This window comes from Candidatus Cloacimonadota bacterium, from assembly GCA_012516855.1.
Taxonomy (GTDB): domain Bacteria; phylum Cloacimonadota; class Cloacimonadia; order Cloacimonadales; family Cloacimonadaceae; genus Syntrophosphaera.
The window spans coordinates 1-16,242 of the sequence record JAAYWB010000055.1 but is presented as its reverse complement, the minus strand read 5'-3'; the positions used below and the strand labels follow the sequence as shown (position 1 = coordinate 16,242).

The window sequence follows — 16,242 nt, the reverse complement described above, 5'->3', positions numbered from 1 at the left end:
TTTAGAAATACTGCCTACGCGTCACTTGATGATGTTCAAAAAGCTCTTATTGATAGTTTCTCATACTTGGATAGCAACAAAGACATGGTCTCAAAATTGACCTATTTCAAATGGCTTAACTTAGATTAATGAAAGCGATTTGGTATAAAGCCCAAAGGCAACCTGGCGTACAGCGAATGCAGTGAGTATGGACGACAGGAAGTACTGCTGGCGTCGATGCTCGTGCCTCGCTCGACGGCAGCGCGTGGCCGGAGCGAAGCGATGCTGACTGGCCGTTAACGCCCTGTCCCGTGTTTCAGATTCGCCTCCCGCATGATGCCCGCACTTGATGCGGGTATCATGCGGGAGGCATGGGAGTGGAATAGTCGCAGGCGCTAAGGGCCTGACTGGCAGGACACCGCGGTAGGATCAGTTATAACTCTCTTTCAATCCGGGCCTTACCCGCCCGGTTGGAAAGATTCGCGCCAAATAATACTTGACAGGATTTGCCAAAGTGAATAGTATAAAGAGAAATGTCAAAATCCTTTTAGGAGGAGTTATGAAGAGACCAGGCTTGGTCTTGCTGATACTGGCTCTGGCCGCTGTGGCCTTCGCCGAAACAAACCTGACAGGCAGTCCCGGCCCGCCGCGCCTTATGTGGAGCGCCATAGCGCCCTGGACAAGTATCCTTTCAAAAACGACGGAGGAGACCAGCTTAGCTGGGCGGATTTCGGTCTGAAAGGCCGGGTGCGCAAGATGTACATCGAAACCAGCGACGTCATCAGTGGAACCGATTCCCTGAAAGACCACGTTATTGTGAGCTTCGACAGCCTCGGCCGCGTGGAAACCACCATCAGCGATACCCACAGCCCGCAGCCCCGGGGTTTCCGCTACTTGTACCATCCGGACGGCAAGTTGGAGAAGGTGCAGCGCTGTGCCTGCCAGAATGGCTTGGAAACCCAAACTGCCGACCTGGACAGCGTTTATCCGGCTCAGGACAACGCCGCGGAATATTTCTATGACGAACTGGGAAAGCTTAACCGAATCGTATTTTACGATGACGCGGGAGCCGTCTTAAAGGAACACCTTTACACCTATACTGATGACGGCTATTCAGTCGCCATAAATTTCGCCGTGCCCAGCCGCCGCAACCGCGACCAGATCCATTTCTATGACCGCAAGGGAACACCGGTCATCAGCCAGAAAAAAGACCTCAGCGGCAAATTCATCACCACCGCCAAATACAGCTACGACACCAAGAGGGGCATTATCTCCATCCTCCAGGATTATCTCAACGACGCCCACACCCAGAAAACCACGAATGTACTGGATGGCGAAGGACGCCTGAAAGAAAGCACGATAAACGACTTTCAGGGTAACTTTATGCGAAAGTACACATATAGTTACGACTCCGAGGGACGTCTAAGCAGCATGCTCTATACCTCACCCAACGACAAGATAAACACCATGCACACTTACATAACCGATGACCTGGGCAACCTCATCCGGTACAGCGCCACCCAGGACAAAGGAGACCAGAATCTCAGCCTGAGCATCCGCTACGAATATTACTGAACGAAGGCCATTTTTGCCTCCTTTCCAGTCTTTGCTGCTCATTTTTCGGTCCAATTGGTAGAATAGGGATGGTTTTCTCTCACACCGGACCTGGTGAAATCGCTGGATACACCGATCCAGGTGATTAGCGTAGCTGATAGTCTCCGCTTTAGCGTAATGATATAGGGTAATCTTTGCCTTGGCTAATGCTCCCTCCAGAGGCGTTTCTCAGCTTCACATCCTAAATCCGGGATTTTTGGATGGCTGGCAACTGCTGTTAGTGTGAATTACAAAAAAGCTCTTGACAGGGCAGGGCGAGCTGAAAAACTTGCTCCGAGCTGTCAGTTCCCCGCGTGGCGGGGCGAGAGCAAGCTCAAACTGGAGGAAAAACATGATCGGAAAAAGAATGAAGGCCCTGCGCCTGTCGCTGAAAGTCACGCAAAGCGCCCTGGCCAAGAAACTTAAGGTGAAGCCATCCGCCATTTCCCAGATCGAATCAGGGAAAATCCGCCCTTCTTTGGACACGATGCTGCTGCTCACCAAGGTCTGCGATGTAAATCTGCACTGGCTGATCACGGGCATGGGTTTGATGTGGGTCAATCCACAGGATTCGCGGCGAAAAACCAAAGATAAACTGAATAAGGTGCGCGACTTCATCCACGGCGAACTGGACGTTCTGACGCGCAACCGGGAACAGATCCAATTGGCTGAATTGCTGGATATTCCGGTATCCGGAGAAATCGCCGCAGGACCGCCCGTGGAGAATTTTGAAACCTATATGGAGTTTCTCACAATCCGCCGGGCCATGATCCGCGGGGTGGTTGAAGATTATGTTTGCCTGCGCGTGAACGGCAGCAGCATGGAGCCCATGGTGTTCAACAACGATCTGGTGCTTATCCGCCAAAACCAGGACTGGGAACAACTGGATGGGCAAATTTGCGCGCTGCGGATCGACGGCGGCATCACCCTGAAACGCCTGGTGATGGACGAAAAGGAAAAGATGATAATCCTGGTTTCACTCAATGACGAATACCAGCCCCTGCTGATAAATCCGGAGGAACATCAGGACATCACCCTGATCGGCTCCCTCTACTATCTGATGCGCAAAGTATCATAAGGCAGGTGTAACAATGCTTTTGGCGATCCTGATACTCTGCGTGCTGATCCTGGTTCTGGGAATTGTTGCCGCCATCCTGCTCTATCGAAAACAGTCGGCTCCGGATGACAGGCTGGATGAAGTGACCAGGTTTTCCGGGCAGTTGGAAGCCTTCGAACGCAATCTGCGCGACGATTTGCAGCGCTTGCGCACTGACCTGCTGGCCCTGGGAACCGACACCCGCAAGGAATTGGTGGCCACGCTGAACCGGCAGAACGAAAACCTGAATTCCGAGAACCGCAAAAACCGCGAGGAAATCAACGCCTCGCTCAACAACCTGTCTCAACAGATCAATGCCGACGCCGCCAAAAACCGAGCGGAACTCAGCACTTCTCTGAACAACCTCTCCGAATCCCTGGCCCGAAAACTGCAGGACTTGGTGAACACCCAGCAGCAGCAGTTCGAAGCCTTGAAGTTGGCTCTGGAAGGGCGATTGGAACAGATTCGCGCCAACAACGAAACCAAGCTGGAGGAAATGCGCAAAACGGTGGACGAGAAGCTGCACGACACTCTGGAAAAGCGATTGGGCGAATCCTTCAAGCAGGTGAGCGAGCGGCTGGAGCTGGTGCACAAAGGTTTAGGTGAAATGCAGAACCTGGCTAGCGGGGTGGGTGACCTTAAAAAAGTGCTCACCAACGTGAAGAGCCGCGGCATGATGGGCGAGTTCCAGTTGGAAGCGATCCTGGAGCAGGTGCTCACGCCTGAGCAATACACGCGCAACTTCAAGCCCCACAAGCGGCGCGACGAGGTGGTGGAATTCGCCATCCGCCTACCGGGCCGGGATGAAGACCAGGAAAGCGTTTACCTGCCAATCGACGCCAAGTTTCCCATCGAAGATTATTCCCGCCTGGTGGAAGCCTGGGATGTCGGCGACCCCGGGGTCACAGAAACCGCCCGCAAAGCGCTCTACAACCGCATTTTGGGCTGTGCCAGGGACATCCGCGACAAATATCTGAATCCGCCCCTGACCACCGATTTCGCGCTGCTATTTCTGCCCGTGGAGGGGCTCTACGCCGAGGTTTTGCGTGATCCGGCCCTCTTTGAGCAGCTGCGCCGCCAGTATCAGGTTGTTGTTGTGGGCCCAACCACGGTGGCGGCCATCCTGAACAGCCTCCAGCTCGGTTTCCGCACCCTGGCCATCGAAAAACGCTCTGGCGAGGTCTGGAAGATCCTCAGTGCTGTAAAGAACGAATTCGGCAAATTCGGAAAAGCGCTGGAACACACCCAGAAAAAGCTGCAGGAAGCCTCCAATTCTATCGATACGGCCAGCCACCGCAGCCGCCAGATCCAGAAAAAGCTGAACAAAGTGCAGGAACTGCCCGTTGATGAGACTGCCCAACTCCTTGAATTGGAAGACGATACAGGCGTATCTACTGGCACGGGAGCGGAAGAGGAGGATTTAGCTTGACAGCCACTCCCAAACCAAAAAACCATGACAGCAATAAAACAACTGACCAGGGAGGTTATAAATGTTTCTAACTGGCAAGCAACTAGGAGAAGTATTTCTCAAAGCCAAAAAACAGCGTTTCGGCATCATCGCCTCGAACGTTGTGTTCGACACCCAGATACGCGCCCTTGTGCAGGGCTACGCGGCGGTGAATTCAGACGGCCTGATGCAGATGAGCAGCGGCGCCTGCAAATATGCCGCCGGCGAGTCGCAGGACATCAAGGTTGGCGCGGCGCTGATCTCCACCATGATCAAAACCTTTGCCTCGCAATTCCCCAAAAGCGGTGTGGGCCTGCATATCGACCACGCCACCCCCAACTATTTTGATTTCATCGTCCACTGCATCGAACAAAACCTGGTGACATCCGTGATGATCGACGCTTCGAAAGAAGACTTGGAAGAAAACATCCGCATCACCAAAGAAGTGGTGGATATAGCCCACAAACACGGGGTTTTGGTGGAAGGCGAAATCGGCCACATCAAGGGAGCCGAAGACGAGATCGTTTCAGATATCGAGCTTTACACCCGGCCGGAAGAGGCGCTGGAATTCGTACAGAAAACCAACGTGGATCTTTTTGCTGCCTCAGTGGGAACCAACCACGGCGTTTCCAAAGGCGAAAACATCGTGTTGCGCCTGGACCTGATCAAGGAGATCGACGACCTGCTGATCCAGCACGGGGTGGAACGAGGCCTGGTACTGCACGGCGCTTCCGGACTCACCGACGAGCAGCAGCGCGTGGCTATTGCCAACGGCGTGGTGAAAATAAACAAGGACACCCACTACCAAATGGACATGGCGGAAGCGATCCAAGCTTATTGGGAAAAGGAAAAATACGCCATCGTCTGCCCACCTGACGTGTCGCCGGAAGACTACATCCCGAACAAGGGCAAATTCGATCCCCGCAAGTGGCTGATCAAAGGCGAGGAAAAGATGAAAAACACAGTCATGGAGTTCTGCCGCGTCACCGGCAGCGCTGATAATAGCATATTGCTCTAAAGGAGTGTGAATGATAAAAGTAGCCATCAATGGATTTGGCCGCATCGGACGCCTCGTGCTCCGAGCCATCTATAAATACCACCCCGAAATGAAGGTAGTGGCCATCAATGATCTCACCGACGCCAAGACCCTGGCATACTTGCTGAAATACGACAGCGTGCACAAGATCTTCTCCAGCGAAGTGAAACATACCGACGACAGCATCATCGTGGACGGAAATACCATCCGGGTTTTCGCTGAAAAAGACCCCGAAGCCCTGCCCTGGAAAGAGCTGGGCGTAGAATATGTGATTGAATCCACCGGCGTTTTCAACACCAAAGAAGCCGCTTCCAAACACCTCAAAGCCGGCGCAGCCAAGGTTATCCTCACCGCTCCTGCCAAGGACGAGGTGGATGCCACCGTCGTGATGGGCGTGAACCACACTTCCCTGAAGCCTGAACACGCTGTGGTTTCAAATGCTTCCTGCACCACGAACTGCCTGGCCCCTGTGGTCAAAGTTCTGCAGGATAGGTTCGGCATCGCCGGCGGGCTGATGACCACGGTGCACTCCTTCACCAATGACCAGCGCATCCTGGATCTGCCCCACAAGGACTTACGCCGTGCCCGCGCCGCCTCCATGAGCATGATACCCACTTCCACCGGCGCCGCGAAAGCCATCGGCCTGGTGATCCCGGAACTGGCGGGAAAGCTTGACGGCATCGCGATCCGCGTGCCCACTCCGGATGGTTCGCTGGTGGACCTCTGCGTGAATCTGGAACGCGAAACCACAAGGGAGGAGGTCAACGCCGCCGTGAAAGAGGCCGCCGAGACCTATCTGAAAGGCTTTCTGCAGTATTCCGAGGAACAGTTGGTCTCCATCGACATCGTGGGCAATCCCCATTCCTCCATCTTCGACGCCCCTTCCACCAATGTGAAGGGCAAGATGGTGAAGATCTTCAGCTGGTATGACAACGAGTGGGGTTACTCCTGCCGCGTGGTCGATCTGCTGGACTACATGAGCAAACTATGATTTGAGCCGGGGGTGGCCTTATCCGCTACCCCTGATTTTATCTATGGCGAAATACTACTACACTTACGAGGGCAAGACTCTGGGCCCGGTAAGCCCCAAAGAGGTTCTGGATCTGATCCTGGACGATGTGCTGAGCATGGATTCATCCGTGATGGAAAGTAGTTCACCGCAATGGCTGAAGATACGTGACATTCCGGAACTGATGCGTTACCTGCATGAATCGGAAGTGCAGATAACGGATTGGGCCGAGGACAAAGGCTTTGCCAGTATCGACGAGGAAAACGTCCCGCTGTTTTTCCACATTCCGGTGTCCCGGTTGGTCTGGCTGAGCCTTATCACCTTTGGGTTTTACGAGATTTACTGGATTTACAGGAACTGGCGTTTTCTGCGCTTTCACCGTAAGGGTCGCACCGCTGCCTATTTCGGGAGGGATTTGCGGAATCCTGTTGACTTGGTGGGGGTATTTTCACAAATTTCCACGGACCAGGAGTTGGGCGGAAGGTACAACGGACGGGATTTCACACTCAACGGCTGGCTCTGGATAGTGGCCCTTCTGACTCAGGTGGCTCGCTCCATCCTGGGGTTCACGCCGTTCCTGAGCGTCTGGGTGGATTTCGCACTGACCTTCGGCTTGCTGGCTTTATCCATCCTCTGCCTTGTGCCGGTGCAAAAGCACATCAACGAGGGCAACGCCAAAGCCGGCAAACCGCTTTCCAGGCCTACCTTTGGGCACTATGCCTCGATCGTGGTGGGTTTACTGGCCTGGTTGCTCGTGCTGTTTTCCTTGATATCACGTCTCGTCAGGCTTTTTGCCTGAAACCTTAGCCCTCAGCCTCTTTCAATCATCTTTTCTATTGTTGCTGCTGGTGCTCGCTTTCCTGCTGGTGTTTGATGGCGTCCTGCAGATATGAGCGGCGGTTGATCCTGATCATCCAAATGACGAAAACCAGCACCAGGGTGCCCACGAGGCCGATCAGCGCATAAAGCATCCAGTTCAGGCCCTTTTTCATCTCCACCGTCATCAGCTCTTTTTTGTTCCACATGTTCAGCGTGTCGAACTTCCAGGTTACCACTCTGTTGGCGTGGTCTATGCTCTGGGAGTTGTCGCCCGCGTGGATGATTTTCCAGGGGAGGTGGAGTTTGTAGGTCCACATCGGGTGCTCGGTTTGCTGCTGCATATAGATGCCCTGGAGGATGTCGTTGTCGTCCGGTAGGCTGTTGATGTAGTCTTCATCATAGACAAGGTTGTCGTCTGAGTCGAACATGGAGCTGTCTTCACCGGCGGCATCGTATTCCCCAGGCTCGCTGGGAAATCCGGTCCCTTCCGGAGCGGCGTTCTGGCTGCCCAGGGAGATCAGGCGCTTGAATTCAATGTTGCCCTTGGCGTTTTTCGCGATGGTGATGTTGCCCCAGAAATCCGCTGACCAAAGCTGGTCGTTCACGCTGTTGAAAGCCTCTATGCTGTCGAACTTTAGCTCCACCTCATAGATCATTTTCGGCCCGCTCTGCTTTCTCGTGATGTTTTCCAGGTGAATCCCCGGTTTGTCGAGCTTGTTCATGATCTCCTGGGTGTTGGCATAATAGGACTGATGGACCAGGCGCATCCTGGCCCGGCCCGAGCCGTTGGAGTTCAGCCAAAGCTCTTCATCGTATTCCACGCATCCGGACAGAAGCAGGAGCAGCGCGGTCAATACCAGTAGCGGCAGCGATCTTTTCATGGATATCTTGTTCCTCATGCAACAAACCTTGTGTTTCCACTAATAGAATAATCGCTTTTTTGGCAAGCAAAATATTTCCCGCGCGGAGGCTCAGATTTCTATTGACAAAAGATGCCGCCTTCCGGACTCTTGAATTTCATCATCAATGTAAGGAGTTAAACATGACAGAACTGCGTCAAATATACCACTGCCCGATCTGCGGCAACCTGGTGGAAGTCCTTTTCACCGGTGCCGGAGCGCTGGTTTGCTGCGGTGAACCGATGAAGCTTTTGGAAGGAAACACCGTGGATGCCGCGCTGGAGAAACACGTTCCCGTGCTCACTGAAATGGGCGACAAGGTCAAGGTCGTTGTGGGTTCCACACCCCATCCGATGGAGGAAAAGCACTACATCTCCATGATCGAGGTCTGCACCAAGAACAAGGTCCACCGCCACGAACTCAAGCCCGGAGACGCCCCTGAGGCAATTTTCCGCGTGAGTGCAGACAAAGTGGTCTGCGTGCGTGAATACTGCAACCTGCACGGTCTCTGGAAAGCCTGAAACAACCCAAAAGAGAGGAAATAAAGCAATGTCATTCAAAGATACCCAGACAGCCGGCAACCTGATGAAGTCGTTTGCCGGAGAGAGCCAGGCCCGCATGCGCTATATCTATGCGGCCAAAACAGCCAAGAAAGAAGGTTTTGAGCAGATCGCCAATATCTTCACCGAAACCGCCGAAAACGAAAAGGAACACGCCAAGCTGTTCTTCAAACACTTGCAGAAACAAGGGCTGGAAGGCGAACCGATAAGCATCATGGCCTCCTTCCCGGTCGCCTGGTCGGCAGACAACACCCTCAAAAACCTGGAATATGCCGCCGAGGGCGAAAAAGAGGAATGGGCAGAGCTCTATCCCATGTTCGCGGAAATCGCCGAAGATGAAGGCTACAAGGAAATCGCCCTCACCTGGCGCCTGGTGGCCAAAGTGGAAAAGGAGCATGAAAAGCGTTTTCGCAAGCTCTATGAAAACGTCAAGGACATGAAGGTCTTCAAAAAGGACGGCAGCTTTTTCTGGAAATGTCTCAACTGCGGCTACATCCACGAAGGCGCCGAAGCTCCGGAAATCTGTCCCTGCTGCCTGCATCCCAAGGCCTATTTCGAAATCCACTGCGAAACCTATTAAGGAGAAAATAAGATGCAAAAATTCTATTGCACTGCCTGCCAGTGGGTCTATGACCCCGCGGAAAACGACAATATCCCCTTCGAGGAACTTCCCGAAGATTGGGTTTGTCCCTTGTGCGGCGTCGGCAAAGATTTCTTCGAACCTGTCGACGAATAATCATAAACGTTGCGGAAAGCCTGCCCCCCCGGCGGGCTTTCCTTTTTATAAAACCAGAACCGATTCAGAGGAAACCATGACCACACAGGAATTCAACGAAATACTGGATTTCGCCGTCGCCCGCGAGCGGGAGGCAGTCCAATTCTACCGCGACCTGCAGCAGGAAGCCAAGTTCCAGGACCAGCGGGAGATGCTTAAGGAACTGGAAGCCATGGAGATGGGACACATTGAGGTGATCGAGAACATCCGCCGTAGAGGGGTTTCAGCCGACGAAATCCCCCGGGTGCAGAACCTCAGGATCTCCGAATATCTCAGCACCGACGTCGAAAACCTCGATCTCAGCTATCAGAACATCCTCATCAAGGCCATGAAGCGCGAAGAGAATTCCTTCAAGCTCTATTCCGAAATGAGCCTTAGATTCCCCGACAGCGAAATCTCCACACTCTTCCGCAAACTCGCTTCCGACGAAGCCAAACACAAACTGCTGTTCGAACGCCTTTACGACGATTGGATCAGCTCCGGAAATTGAAACTCGCCCTCGATACCTCTCAGAACTCCGGTTCCATCGCGCTTTGGGACTTCGGGCGGGTGCTTTACTCCGCCTGTTTCGACATCAGCATCACCCACAGCGAAACCCTGATGCCGCAGGTGGACGCGGCCCTTAAATTCTGCGGATTCCAGCCCGCCGACATCAGCGCGGTGTATCTGGCCAACGGGCCCGGCTCTTTCACCGGATTGCGCATCGGGCTGGCCACAGCCAAAGGCATCGCCTTCGGACTCAAGATTCCCCTGCACACCTTTTCCACCCTGCAATTGGCAGCCCTGTGCCGCTACCGCTGCGGCCGGAAAGTCCTGGCCGTGCTGGACGCGAAAATGCGAGAAGTCTATGCCGCGCTTTACGATGAGGAGCTGAACGTTTTGGAGGGTCCCGCTGTGCTGGCTCCGGAGGAACTTCTGAACTGGGATCTGTCCGGGGCTTACCTCACCGGCAGCGGCAGCAAACTACTCAAACCCTCTCTTGAAGAGCGGGGCATCCCCTTCGTTCCAGTGCCGGAAGCGCCCCTCGACGCCTCCGGGCTGTTCACCCTGGCCGCCATCTTTCCCCGGGAGGAAAACTACGATTTCCAGCAGCTTGCCAGCCTCGAACCTTTCTATTTGAGGGAATCCACGGCCCAAGTGCGCCGCCAGGGCAATTAGTTATGGCTCTCTTTCAAACCGTGTAAGTCCGGAGGGCGACACAATCGCGGGGGTTGATTTTAGCCGCCCACAAGTGGCTCTCCACCTTGTTGTTACCTTTAACAACATACTACCCGCCCCCAAACCCACGTCATTCCGGGCTTGACCCGGAATCCAGTGTGCGAGGGTGCATAGGCCCCACGTAACAAAAAAAGTCCGGCAGCCTGGCTACCGGACGCATATCTTTATGTGATCAAGGTTCTTATCAGACTTCCATGATCTCTTTTTCCTTGCCTTTCTCCACTTCGTCGATCTTTTTCACCCATTCGTCGGTGAGGTCCTGGATATCCTTGAGGAGCTTTTTCTGCTCGTCCTCACTGATTTCGCTGTCCTTTTCCATCTTTTTGGCCTGGTCGTTGGCTTCGCGGCGAATGTTGCGGATGGCAACTCGGGCGTCCTCGGCGAGTTTTTTGAGGTTTTTAACGATGTCGCGCCGTTTCTCCTCGGTAAGTGGCTGGAAAGGCAGGCGGATCACGTTGCCGTCATTTTCCGGGGTGATGCCCAGATTGGCGGCGAGGATGGCCTTTTCGATGTCGGCGAGGGTGGTCTTGTCCCAGGGCTGCACCACAATGGTGCGGGGTTCAGGGATCGAGATGTTGCAGAGCTGTTTCACCGGGGTGGGGCTGCCGTAATAATTGATGCGCACATCGTCGAGGATGGAAGCGCTGGCGCGTCCTGTGCGAACTCTGGAGAACTGATGCAGCAAAGCATCGAAAGACTTGTTCATTTTGTCTTGGGATTGAGAGATGAGTTGTTCCATTTTTACCTCTTTCGGCCTTGGCCTGTCAGGGATGGATGAAGGTTCCGTGGTCGGGGCTGGATATTGCCTGGCAGAGCCCGCCCTGTTTGCCGATGTTGAAGATCTTGATCGGCAGTTCGTTAGCTTGGGCAAGCGAGAAGGCGGTCATGTCCATCACGCCCAGTTTTTGTTCCAGGCATTGGTCATAGGTGGCATCGGATATGAATACGGCCGTGGGGTCAACCTTGGGATCGGCGCTGTAGAGGCCATCGACCTTGGTGCCCTTGAAAACCATATCCAGCTTTAGCTCACAGGCACGCAGCACCGCGGCGGTGTCGGTGGTGAAAAACGGATTTCCCGTTCCGCCGCTGAGCAGGCAGATACTGCCGGCTTCCATTGCCTGAAAGGCCCGCCGGGGCGTGTAATGCATGGCCACGCTATCAATGCTGAAGCTGGTGAATACCTGGGCGGAATAGTTCTTGCGGTTCAGGATTTCAGCCAGATAGAGGGAATTCTGCACGGTGGCGAGCATGCCGATGTGGTCGAGGGTAACGCGGTTGAGGCTCTGGTTTTTCCAGGTTCCGCCGCGAAAGATGTTTCCCCCGCCCAAAACGATGGCGAGGCTGTAGCCGAGGCGCCGGGCTTCGATGATCTCGTCGGTGAGGGCATCTATGACGGCGTCATCATAGCCAAATCCCTTGGGACCGGCTAGCACCTCACCGCTGATCTTGAGCAGCAGGCGGTGGATCTTTTCCGGTTTATAGGTCATGGCAGCAACACCTTTTTTAAGCGCGTCGGCTTATTCTCCACCCAGCGCGAAGCGCGTGAAACGGGCGATCTGGATGTTTTCACCGGTGCGGGCGATGGCCTCGGTGAGCATGTCTTTCACGGTGCGGCCAGATTCACTCACCAGTTCCTGTTCCAGCAGGGAATGCTCGGAGCGATATTTTTTGATGCTGCCTTCCACGATCTTGTCTATGATTTCGGGCTTCTTGCCTTCATTGACGGCTTTGTTGTGGGCGATTTCGCGCTCTCTTTCGATTATGGCGGGGTCGATCTGATCGGCGGATACGGCCAGGGGATTGGTGGCCGCGATCTGCAGGGCGATCTCTTCTGCCAGCTTCTTGAATTCATCGGTGCGGGCCACGAAATCGCTTTCGCAGTTCAGCTCGAGCATCACGCCCAGCCTGTTGTTGAAGTGGATGTAGGAAAAGATGATCCCTTCCTTGGTTTCGCGCAGGGCCTTGCCCTCGGCTTTGGAGATGCCGCGCTCGCGCAGGTATTTGATGGCGGCATCCACATCACCGTTGGTCTCAAGCAGGGCTTTGCGGCATTCCATCATGCCCACGCCGGTTCTGTCGCGCAGTTCTTTTACCATTTTGGCTGTGACTTCTATCATTTGAAAACTCCTTGATGCTTGTTGGGGGCAGGGGAGGGCGGGAACCCTCCCCGCTCGTAAAATCCGGTTTATTTCTCTTCTTCCGCGGCTGCTGCCATTTCCTCAGGCTGCTCAGCGGGTTTTTCAGACTGAACTGGCTCGGCGGTGGTTTCCGCCATCTCAGGGGTGAATTCAGCCGGTTCTTCTTGGGTGTCGGCGCCTTCAGCGGCGATGTTTTTACCTTCAAGCACGGCGTTGGCCATTATGTCAGAAATCAGCTGGATGGCTCTGGTGGCGTCGTCGTTTGAGGGAATCACATAATCGATCAGGTCGGGGTCACAGTTGGTGTCCACCATGGCGATGATCGGCACACCCAGGATGCGGGCTTCATGCACGGCGATCTCTTCGTGGCCGGTGTCAACGATGAATATGGCCCCGGGAAGGGCGTCCATTTCACGGATCCCGCCCAGCGAGAATTCGATCTTGTCGTGCATGCGTTTCATCTTTTGCTGCTCGAGCTTGGTGTAGTTGTTGATGGTGCCGTCGGCCACGATATCTTCGTAATATCTCATCTTTTCGATGCTTTTGCGGATGGTGGCCATGTTTGTGAGCATGCCGCCGTACCAGCGCTGGTTAACATAGAAGACACCGCTTTTCTCGGCGGCGTCCTTGATGGCCGCCTGGGCTTGTTTCTTGGTGCCCACGAAGAGGATGTACTCCTGGCGGTTGGCAACTTCCTTCAAAAATTGATAAGCCTCATTGATGGCGTCAACGGTCTGTTTGAGGTCGATGATGTGGATGCCGTTGCGCTTGATGAAGATGTACTTCTTCATTTTCGGGTTCCACTTGAAGGTCTGATGGCCGAAGTGGACTCCTGCTTCCAGTAGTTGTTTCATTGTAACTACGGACATTGATACTCCTTGCATATCTTACGGTTGCTTTTCCGGGCAGGGATCTAAGCAATTCAGAGGAGCGAACTCCCCACCGCCTTGCAACTCCCGGCGCGGTTTTTTGGGTGGATGGATCTGGCAGTTCATCTGTCCCGGCGGGGGAGGGCTGGCCTCCCCAAAACCCGGTTTAACGTTTGGAGAACTGGAATCTCTTTCTGGCTTTCGGCCTTCCGCTCTTCTTGCGCTCCACCATCCGGGGGTCGCGAGTTAGAAAGCCGCGGGCTTTGAGGGCAGGACGGTATTTTTCATCATACTCGACGAGGGCGCGGGAAATACCGTGGCGAATGGCGCCGGCCTGGCCGCTGAGGCCACCGCCGGTGACGTTGACGTAAACGTCGAAACTGTCGCTCACGCCAAGCTCCTGAAGGGGCTGTTCCACAACCATTTCCAGCGTTTCGCGCTGCAGGTATTTCTTCATCTGCACCTTGTTGATGATGCGTTTGCCTGTTCCGGGTGCGATCCGGACACGGGCCACGGCGTTTTTCCTTCTGCCAACTGCATCATAAGTTTGCATACTCATTTCTCCTTGAGGTTGAGTTCCACCGGTTTCTGAGCCGCGTGGGGATGCTCGGTTCCGGCATAGACTTTCAGTTTCTTGAACATGGCATCTCCCAGAACGGTTTTGGGCATCATGCCGCGCACGGCGTGCTCGATGATCTGGGTGGGATGCTTTTCAAGCATTCGTTGAAACGGGATCTCCTTGAGTCCGCTGGGGTAGCCGCTGTAGGTCTTGTAGATCTTCTGCAGGCTTTTCAAACCGGTCACGCGCACCTTGTCGGCGTTGATCACGATCACGTAATCGCCGGTGTCGATATTGCGCACGTAATAGGGTTTGTTCTTGCCGCAGAGGATGGAGGCCACCCGCGTGGAAAGACGTCCCAAAGGCAGATCCGTGGCATCGACAACATACCAGGCGCGCTGGATGTCATCGGGCTTCGGAGTGAGGGTTTTCATCGATTCTCCTTTACAAATATTTATACAGAAAGCCACAATTTTTCAAGCGGGGATGGTGTCAAGGATTATATTGCACTCCAGTGACATCCATTTCCCCTCCCTCTGGTTATGTTTTTGCGCATTATGGATTTTTTTCCACAGGCGAACAAGCAGCAGGCTTAACGCCCTCTCTGGCAAAGGCAATAGGCATTCAGAAGATAAGCGGGACTGACAGGTTCAGAAATAATGCACTACGGCTTACGCAAATATTGCAGCCATTCGGGCGATGTTTATCGCGTTAGGCAGAACTTATTTCCACAAGCGCTCTTACCTTATTCGGAAAATCCAAAAGCGGCACCACTAAATTCGCCAAAGGGCGGAAACACAAAAACACAAAAATATTTGCGCTTTTCATTTTTCGCGCTGCTGAAACATATTTTCCAAAATAACACTTGACACCATTAGCAGCATATCGGAAACTGGTTTTCAGGTAAATAAGCTTATGCCGAAATAACCCTGATATCAGTTGGTTTGCCATTTTCACTGTAGTCGAAGAGAATTAGTAGCGGTAGGCATCCCGCGTTTTCAGGATCCGGCCAAAATGGAGATTGGATGAGAATTGATTTTTCAGACCCAACGCCGTTTTTTTCGCCCGGTCTGCGGGTTCGAAACAGCCGAGAAGCATCCAAATCCCCCGTAAATTACAAGAATTTCGTTCAATCTCATTTCCCAACGTGTTTTTCCCATCACTCCACCTCCGGAAGCAAGTCAAGAGGTAACTTCGCACATTACACCAGGCACGCTTCCCCGGGCCGGAAAGAGGGAAAACAGCTTACATTCCCAACTTCAAAACCAAATCAGGGGCCGCGAACCGGCCGGGAGCTTCACTGTCCGGGCTGATTCCGGTCCCTAGCTAACCAAAAAATTCTTCACACTAACTTCAGAAATCTATCTATCTTTAAGGAGAGATGATATGAAGAAATTACTAATTCTGCTAATCGCTGCCTTTGTGTTCGGCGGTTTGTTTGCAGCTCCGTTAACCGAAGGATTTGAAAGTCCCGCGTGCCCCGCTGCCGGTTGGACCATAAGATACGCCAATCAGTCATACCCGTCCGGCAATACCATGACGCATAACACGGATCAATATTATGCAGGTGCTCGGTCTTTCCGTTTCTCTTCGTTTAGCTCCGGAACCCCTTACGACCAGTACCTGATAACTCCAGAGCTCAATGTCACATCAGGTGACCAAACAGTCAGCTTCTGGTACAGAAAATATACCTATGGTTCAGAGGTCTTCAGAGTTGGATGGTCTTCGACCGGTACAGAAGTTGCTGACTTCACCTGGTCAGCAGATATAACAGACGCATCGACCACTTGGCAACAATATATCAAGACCGACCTGCCTGTCGGCACAAAACATGTTGCCATACATTACAAATCAAACTACGCATACTACCTCTACATTGATGAATTTACGGGGCCTGAGGTTAACATAGCCCCCGAGCCAAGCAGCCACGTGACGGGTTTTGCCGCGGGAAACTTGGCTTTAACATCCATCCAGTTGAACTGGACCGGCTCCACCGGCACGCAATTGCCCGCGGGATACCTGATCCAGGCGATCACAGGTACTGGTTCCTATGCCACGGTCGCGGACGGAAATCCGGTTGCCGATGACACCGACTGGTCAGACGGCAACGCCGCGGTCAATGTGACTCATGTTGTAGGTGCCAACACTTACACCTTCACTGGATTGACCGCCAACACTGCCTATGAATTCAAAATCTGGCCCTCCACCAACAACGGGGCAGACATCGACTTCAAGGTTGACGCTC

Annotated in this window: 19 protein-coding genes; 12 read left to right on the top strand and 7 right to left on the bottom strand. The window is 53.6% G+C overall.

What is annotated here, in order from left to right:
* The first annotated feature begins 636 nt into the window (after window positions 1–636).
* The 6 genes from GX466_05105 to GX466_05080 all read left to right on the top strand — a co-directional run bounded on the left by GX466_05105 (window position 637) and on the right by GX466_05080 (window position 6,959).
* Window positions 637–1,554, top strand: a complete 918-nt coding sequence (locus GX466_05105) for a hypothetical protein (protein NLH93582.1) — start codon at window positions 637–639, stop codon at window positions 1,552–1,554.
* A 370-nt stretch (window positions 1,555–1,924) separates the two neighbouring features.
* Entirely contained in the window at window positions 1,925–2,650 is a 726-nt protein-coding gene (locus GX466_05100; protein NLH93581.1) for a helix-turn-helix domain-containing protein, read from the top strand.
* 13 nt (window positions 2,651–2,663) lie between these two features.
* Window positions 2,664–4,097, top strand: coding sequence for a DNA recombination protein RmuC (rmuC, locus tag GX466_05095; protein NLH93580.1), 1,434 nt, complete (start codon window positions 2,664–2,666; stop codon window positions 4,095–4,097).
* A 61-nt stretch (window positions 4,098–4,158) separates the two neighbouring features.
* Window positions 4,159–5,133, top strand: coding sequence for a class II fructose-bisphosphate aldolase (locus GX466_05090; GenBank protein NLH93579.1), 975 nt, complete (start codon window positions 4,159–4,161; stop codon window positions 5,131–5,133).
* 10 nt (window positions 5,134–5,143) lie between these two features.
* The gene (gene gap / locus GX466_05085; GenBank protein ID NLH93578.1) at window positions 5,144–6,142 is read left to right on the top strand and encodes a type I glyceraldehyde-3-phosphate dehydrogenase; all 999 of its coding nucleotides are present in this window, start codon (window positions 5,144–5,146) and stop codon (window positions 6,140–6,142) included.
* Between the two features lie 43 nt (window positions 6,143–6,185).
* On the top strand, window positions 6,186–6,959 hold the full coding sequence (locus GX466_05080; GenBank protein ID NLH93577.1) for a DUF4339 domain-containing protein: 774 nt from the start codon (window positions 6,186–6,188) through the stop codon (window positions 6,957–6,959).
* A 34-nt stretch (window positions 6,960–6,993) separates the two neighbouring features.
* On the opposite strand, the gene GX466_05075 is transcribed toward GX466_05080, so the two are convergent.
* On the bottom strand, window positions 6,994–7,860 hold the full coding sequence (locus GX466_05075) for a hypothetical protein (GenBank protein ID NLH93576.1): 867 nt from the start codon (window positions 7,858–7,860) through the stop codon (window positions 6,994–6,996).
* Between the two features lie 161 nt (window positions 7,861–8,021).
* Between GX466_05075 and GX466_05070 the strand changes: the two genes are divergently transcribed.
* From GX466_05070 to tsaB, 5 genes are all read left to right on the top strand, one after another.
* The gene (locus tag GX466_05070; GenBank protein NLH93575.1) at window positions 8,022–8,399 is read left to right on the top strand and encodes a desulfoferrodoxin; all 378 of its coding nucleotides are present in this window, start codon (window positions 8,022–8,024) and stop codon (window positions 8,397–8,399) included.
* 28 nt (window positions 8,400–8,427) lie between these two features.
* Entirely contained in the window at window positions 8,428–9,018 is a 591-nt protein-coding gene (locus tag GX466_05065; GenBank protein ID NLH93574.1) for a rubrerythrin family protein, read from the top strand.
* 12 nt (window positions 9,019–9,030) lie between these two features.
* A complete protein-coding gene (locus tag GX466_05060; protein ID NLH93573.1) occupies window positions 9,031–9,174 on the top strand; it encodes a rubredoxin in 144 nt (47 codons plus the stop codon).
* 76 nt (window positions 9,175–9,250) lie between these two features.
* Complete coding sequence (locus GX466_05055) at window positions 9,251–9,703, top strand: ferritin family protein (protein NLH93572.1); 453 nt, start codon at window positions 9,251–9,253, stop codon at window positions 9,701–9,703.
* Window positions 9,682–10,371, top strand: a complete 690-nt coding sequence (gene tsaB, locus GX466_05050; protein NLH93571.1) for a tRNA (adenosine(37)-N6)-threonylcarbamoyltransferase complex dimerization subunit type 1 TsaB — start codon at window positions 9,682–9,684, stop codon at window positions 10,369–10,371. Before GX466_05055 ends, tsaB begins: the two co-directional genes overlap by 22 nt.
* Window positions 10,372–10,615: 244 nt before the next feature.
* On the opposite strand, the gene frr is transcribed toward tsaB, so the two are convergent.
* The 6 genes from frr to rplM all read right to left on the bottom strand — a co-directional run bounded on the left by frr (window position 10,616) and on the right by rplM (window position 14,431).
* Window positions 10,616–11,170: a ribosome recycling factor gene (frr, locus tag GX466_05045; protein ID NLH93570.1), complete on the bottom strand. Its 555-nt coding sequence runs from the start codon at window positions 11,168–11,170 to the stop codon at window positions 10,616–10,618.
* A 25-nt stretch (window positions 11,171–11,195) separates the two neighbouring features.
* On the bottom strand, window positions 11,196–11,918 hold the full coding sequence (pyrH, locus tag GX466_05040; GenBank protein ID NLH93569.1) for a UMP kinase: 723 nt from the start codon (window positions 11,916–11,918) through the stop codon (window positions 11,196–11,198).
* A 30-nt stretch (window positions 11,919–11,948) separates the two neighbouring features.
* Window positions 11,949–12,548, bottom strand: a complete 600-nt coding sequence (gene tsf / locus GX466_05035) for a translation elongation factor Ts (protein ID NLH93568.1) — start codon at window positions 12,546–12,548, stop codon at window positions 11,949–11,951.
* 68 nt (window positions 12,549–12,616) lie between these two features.
* Complete coding sequence (gene rpsB / locus GX466_05030; GenBank protein NLH93567.1) at window positions 12,617–13,438, bottom strand: 30S ribosomal protein S2; 822 nt, start codon at window positions 13,436–13,438, stop codon at window positions 12,617–12,619.
* Between the two features lie 166 nt (window positions 13,439–13,604).
* Window positions 13,605–13,997: a 30S ribosomal protein S9 gene (rpsI, locus tag GX466_05025; GenBank protein ID NLH93566.1), complete on the bottom strand. Its 393-nt coding sequence runs from the start codon at window positions 13,995–13,997 to the stop codon at window positions 13,605–13,607.
* On the bottom strand, window positions 13,994–14,431 hold the full coding sequence (gene rplM / locus GX466_05020) for a 50S ribosomal protein L13 (GenBank protein ID NLH93565.1): 438 nt from the start codon (window positions 14,429–14,431) through the stop codon (window positions 13,994–13,996). The genes rpsI and rplM overlap by 4 nt, the downstream gene beginning before the upstream one ends.
* Window positions 14,432–15,383: 952 nt before the next feature.
* Between rplM and GX466_05015 the strand changes: the two genes are divergently transcribed.
* Window positions 15,384–16,242: hypothetical protein (locus GX466_05015; protein NLH93564.1), on the top strand; the 859-nt coding region annotated here is incomplete at its 3' end.

Excerpts from the sequence above, each read along its gene's own strand:
- GX466_05100 (NLH93581.1), top strand. The coding sequence starts at position 1,925 with ATGATCGGAAAAAGAATGAAGGCCCTGCGCCTGTCGCTGAAAGTCACG.
- rmuC (NLH93580.1), top strand. The coding sequence starts at position 2,664 with ATGCTTTTGGCGATCCTGATACTCTGCGTGCTGATCCTGGTTCTGGGA.
- GX466_05090 (NLH93579.1), top strand. The coding sequence starts at position 4,159 with ATGTTTCTAACTGGCAAGCAACTAGGAGAAGTATTTCTCAAAGCCAAA.
- gap (NLH93578.1), top strand. The coding sequence starts at position 5,144 with ATGATAAAAGTAGCCATCAATGGATTTGGCCGCATCGGACGCCTCGTG.
- GX466_05080 (NLH93577.1), top strand. The coding sequence starts at position 6,186 with ATGGCGAAATACTACTACACTTACGAGGGCAAGACTCTGGGCCCGGTA.
- GX466_05075 (NLH93576.1), bottom strand. The coding sequence starts at position 7,860 with ATGAAAAGATCGCTGCCGCTACTGGTATTGACCGCGCTGCTCCTGCTT.
- GX466_05070 (NLH93575.1), top strand. The coding sequence starts at position 8,022 with ATGACAGAACTGCGTCAAATATACCACTGCCCGATCTGCGGCAACCTG.
- GX466_05065 (NLH93574.1), top strand. The coding sequence starts at position 8,428 with ATGTCATTCAAAGATACCCAGACAGCCGGCAACCTGATGAAGTCGTTT.
- GX466_05060 (NLH93573.1), top strand. The coding sequence starts at position 9,031 with ATGCAAAAATTCTATTGCACTGCCTGCCAGTGGGTCTATGACCCCGCG.
- GX466_05055 (NLH93572.1), top strand. The coding sequence starts at position 9,251 with ATGACCACACAGGAATTCAACGAAATACTGGATTTCGCCGTCGCCCGC.
- frr (NLH93570.1), bottom strand. The coding sequence starts at position 11,170 with ATGGAACAACTCATCTCTCAATCCCAAGACAAAATGAACAAGTCTTTC.
- pyrH (NLH93569.1), bottom strand. The coding sequence starts at position 11,918 with ATGACCTATAAACCGGAAAAGATCCACCGCCTGCTGCTCAAGATCAGC.
- tsf (NLH93568.1), bottom strand. The coding sequence starts at position 12,548 with ATGATAGAAGTCACAGCCAAAATGGTAAAAGAACTGCGCGACAGAACC.
- rpsB (NLH93567.1), bottom strand. The coding sequence starts at position 13,438 with ATGTCCGTAGTTACAATGAAACAACTACTGGAAGCAGGAGTCCACTTC.
- rpsI (NLH93566.1), bottom strand. The coding sequence starts at position 13,997 with ATGAGTATGCAAACTTATGATGCAGTTGGCAGAAGGAAAAACGCCGTG.
- rplM (NLH93565.1), bottom strand. The coding sequence starts at position 14,431 with ATGAAAACCCTCACTCCGAAGCCCGATGACATCCAGCGCGCCTGGTAT.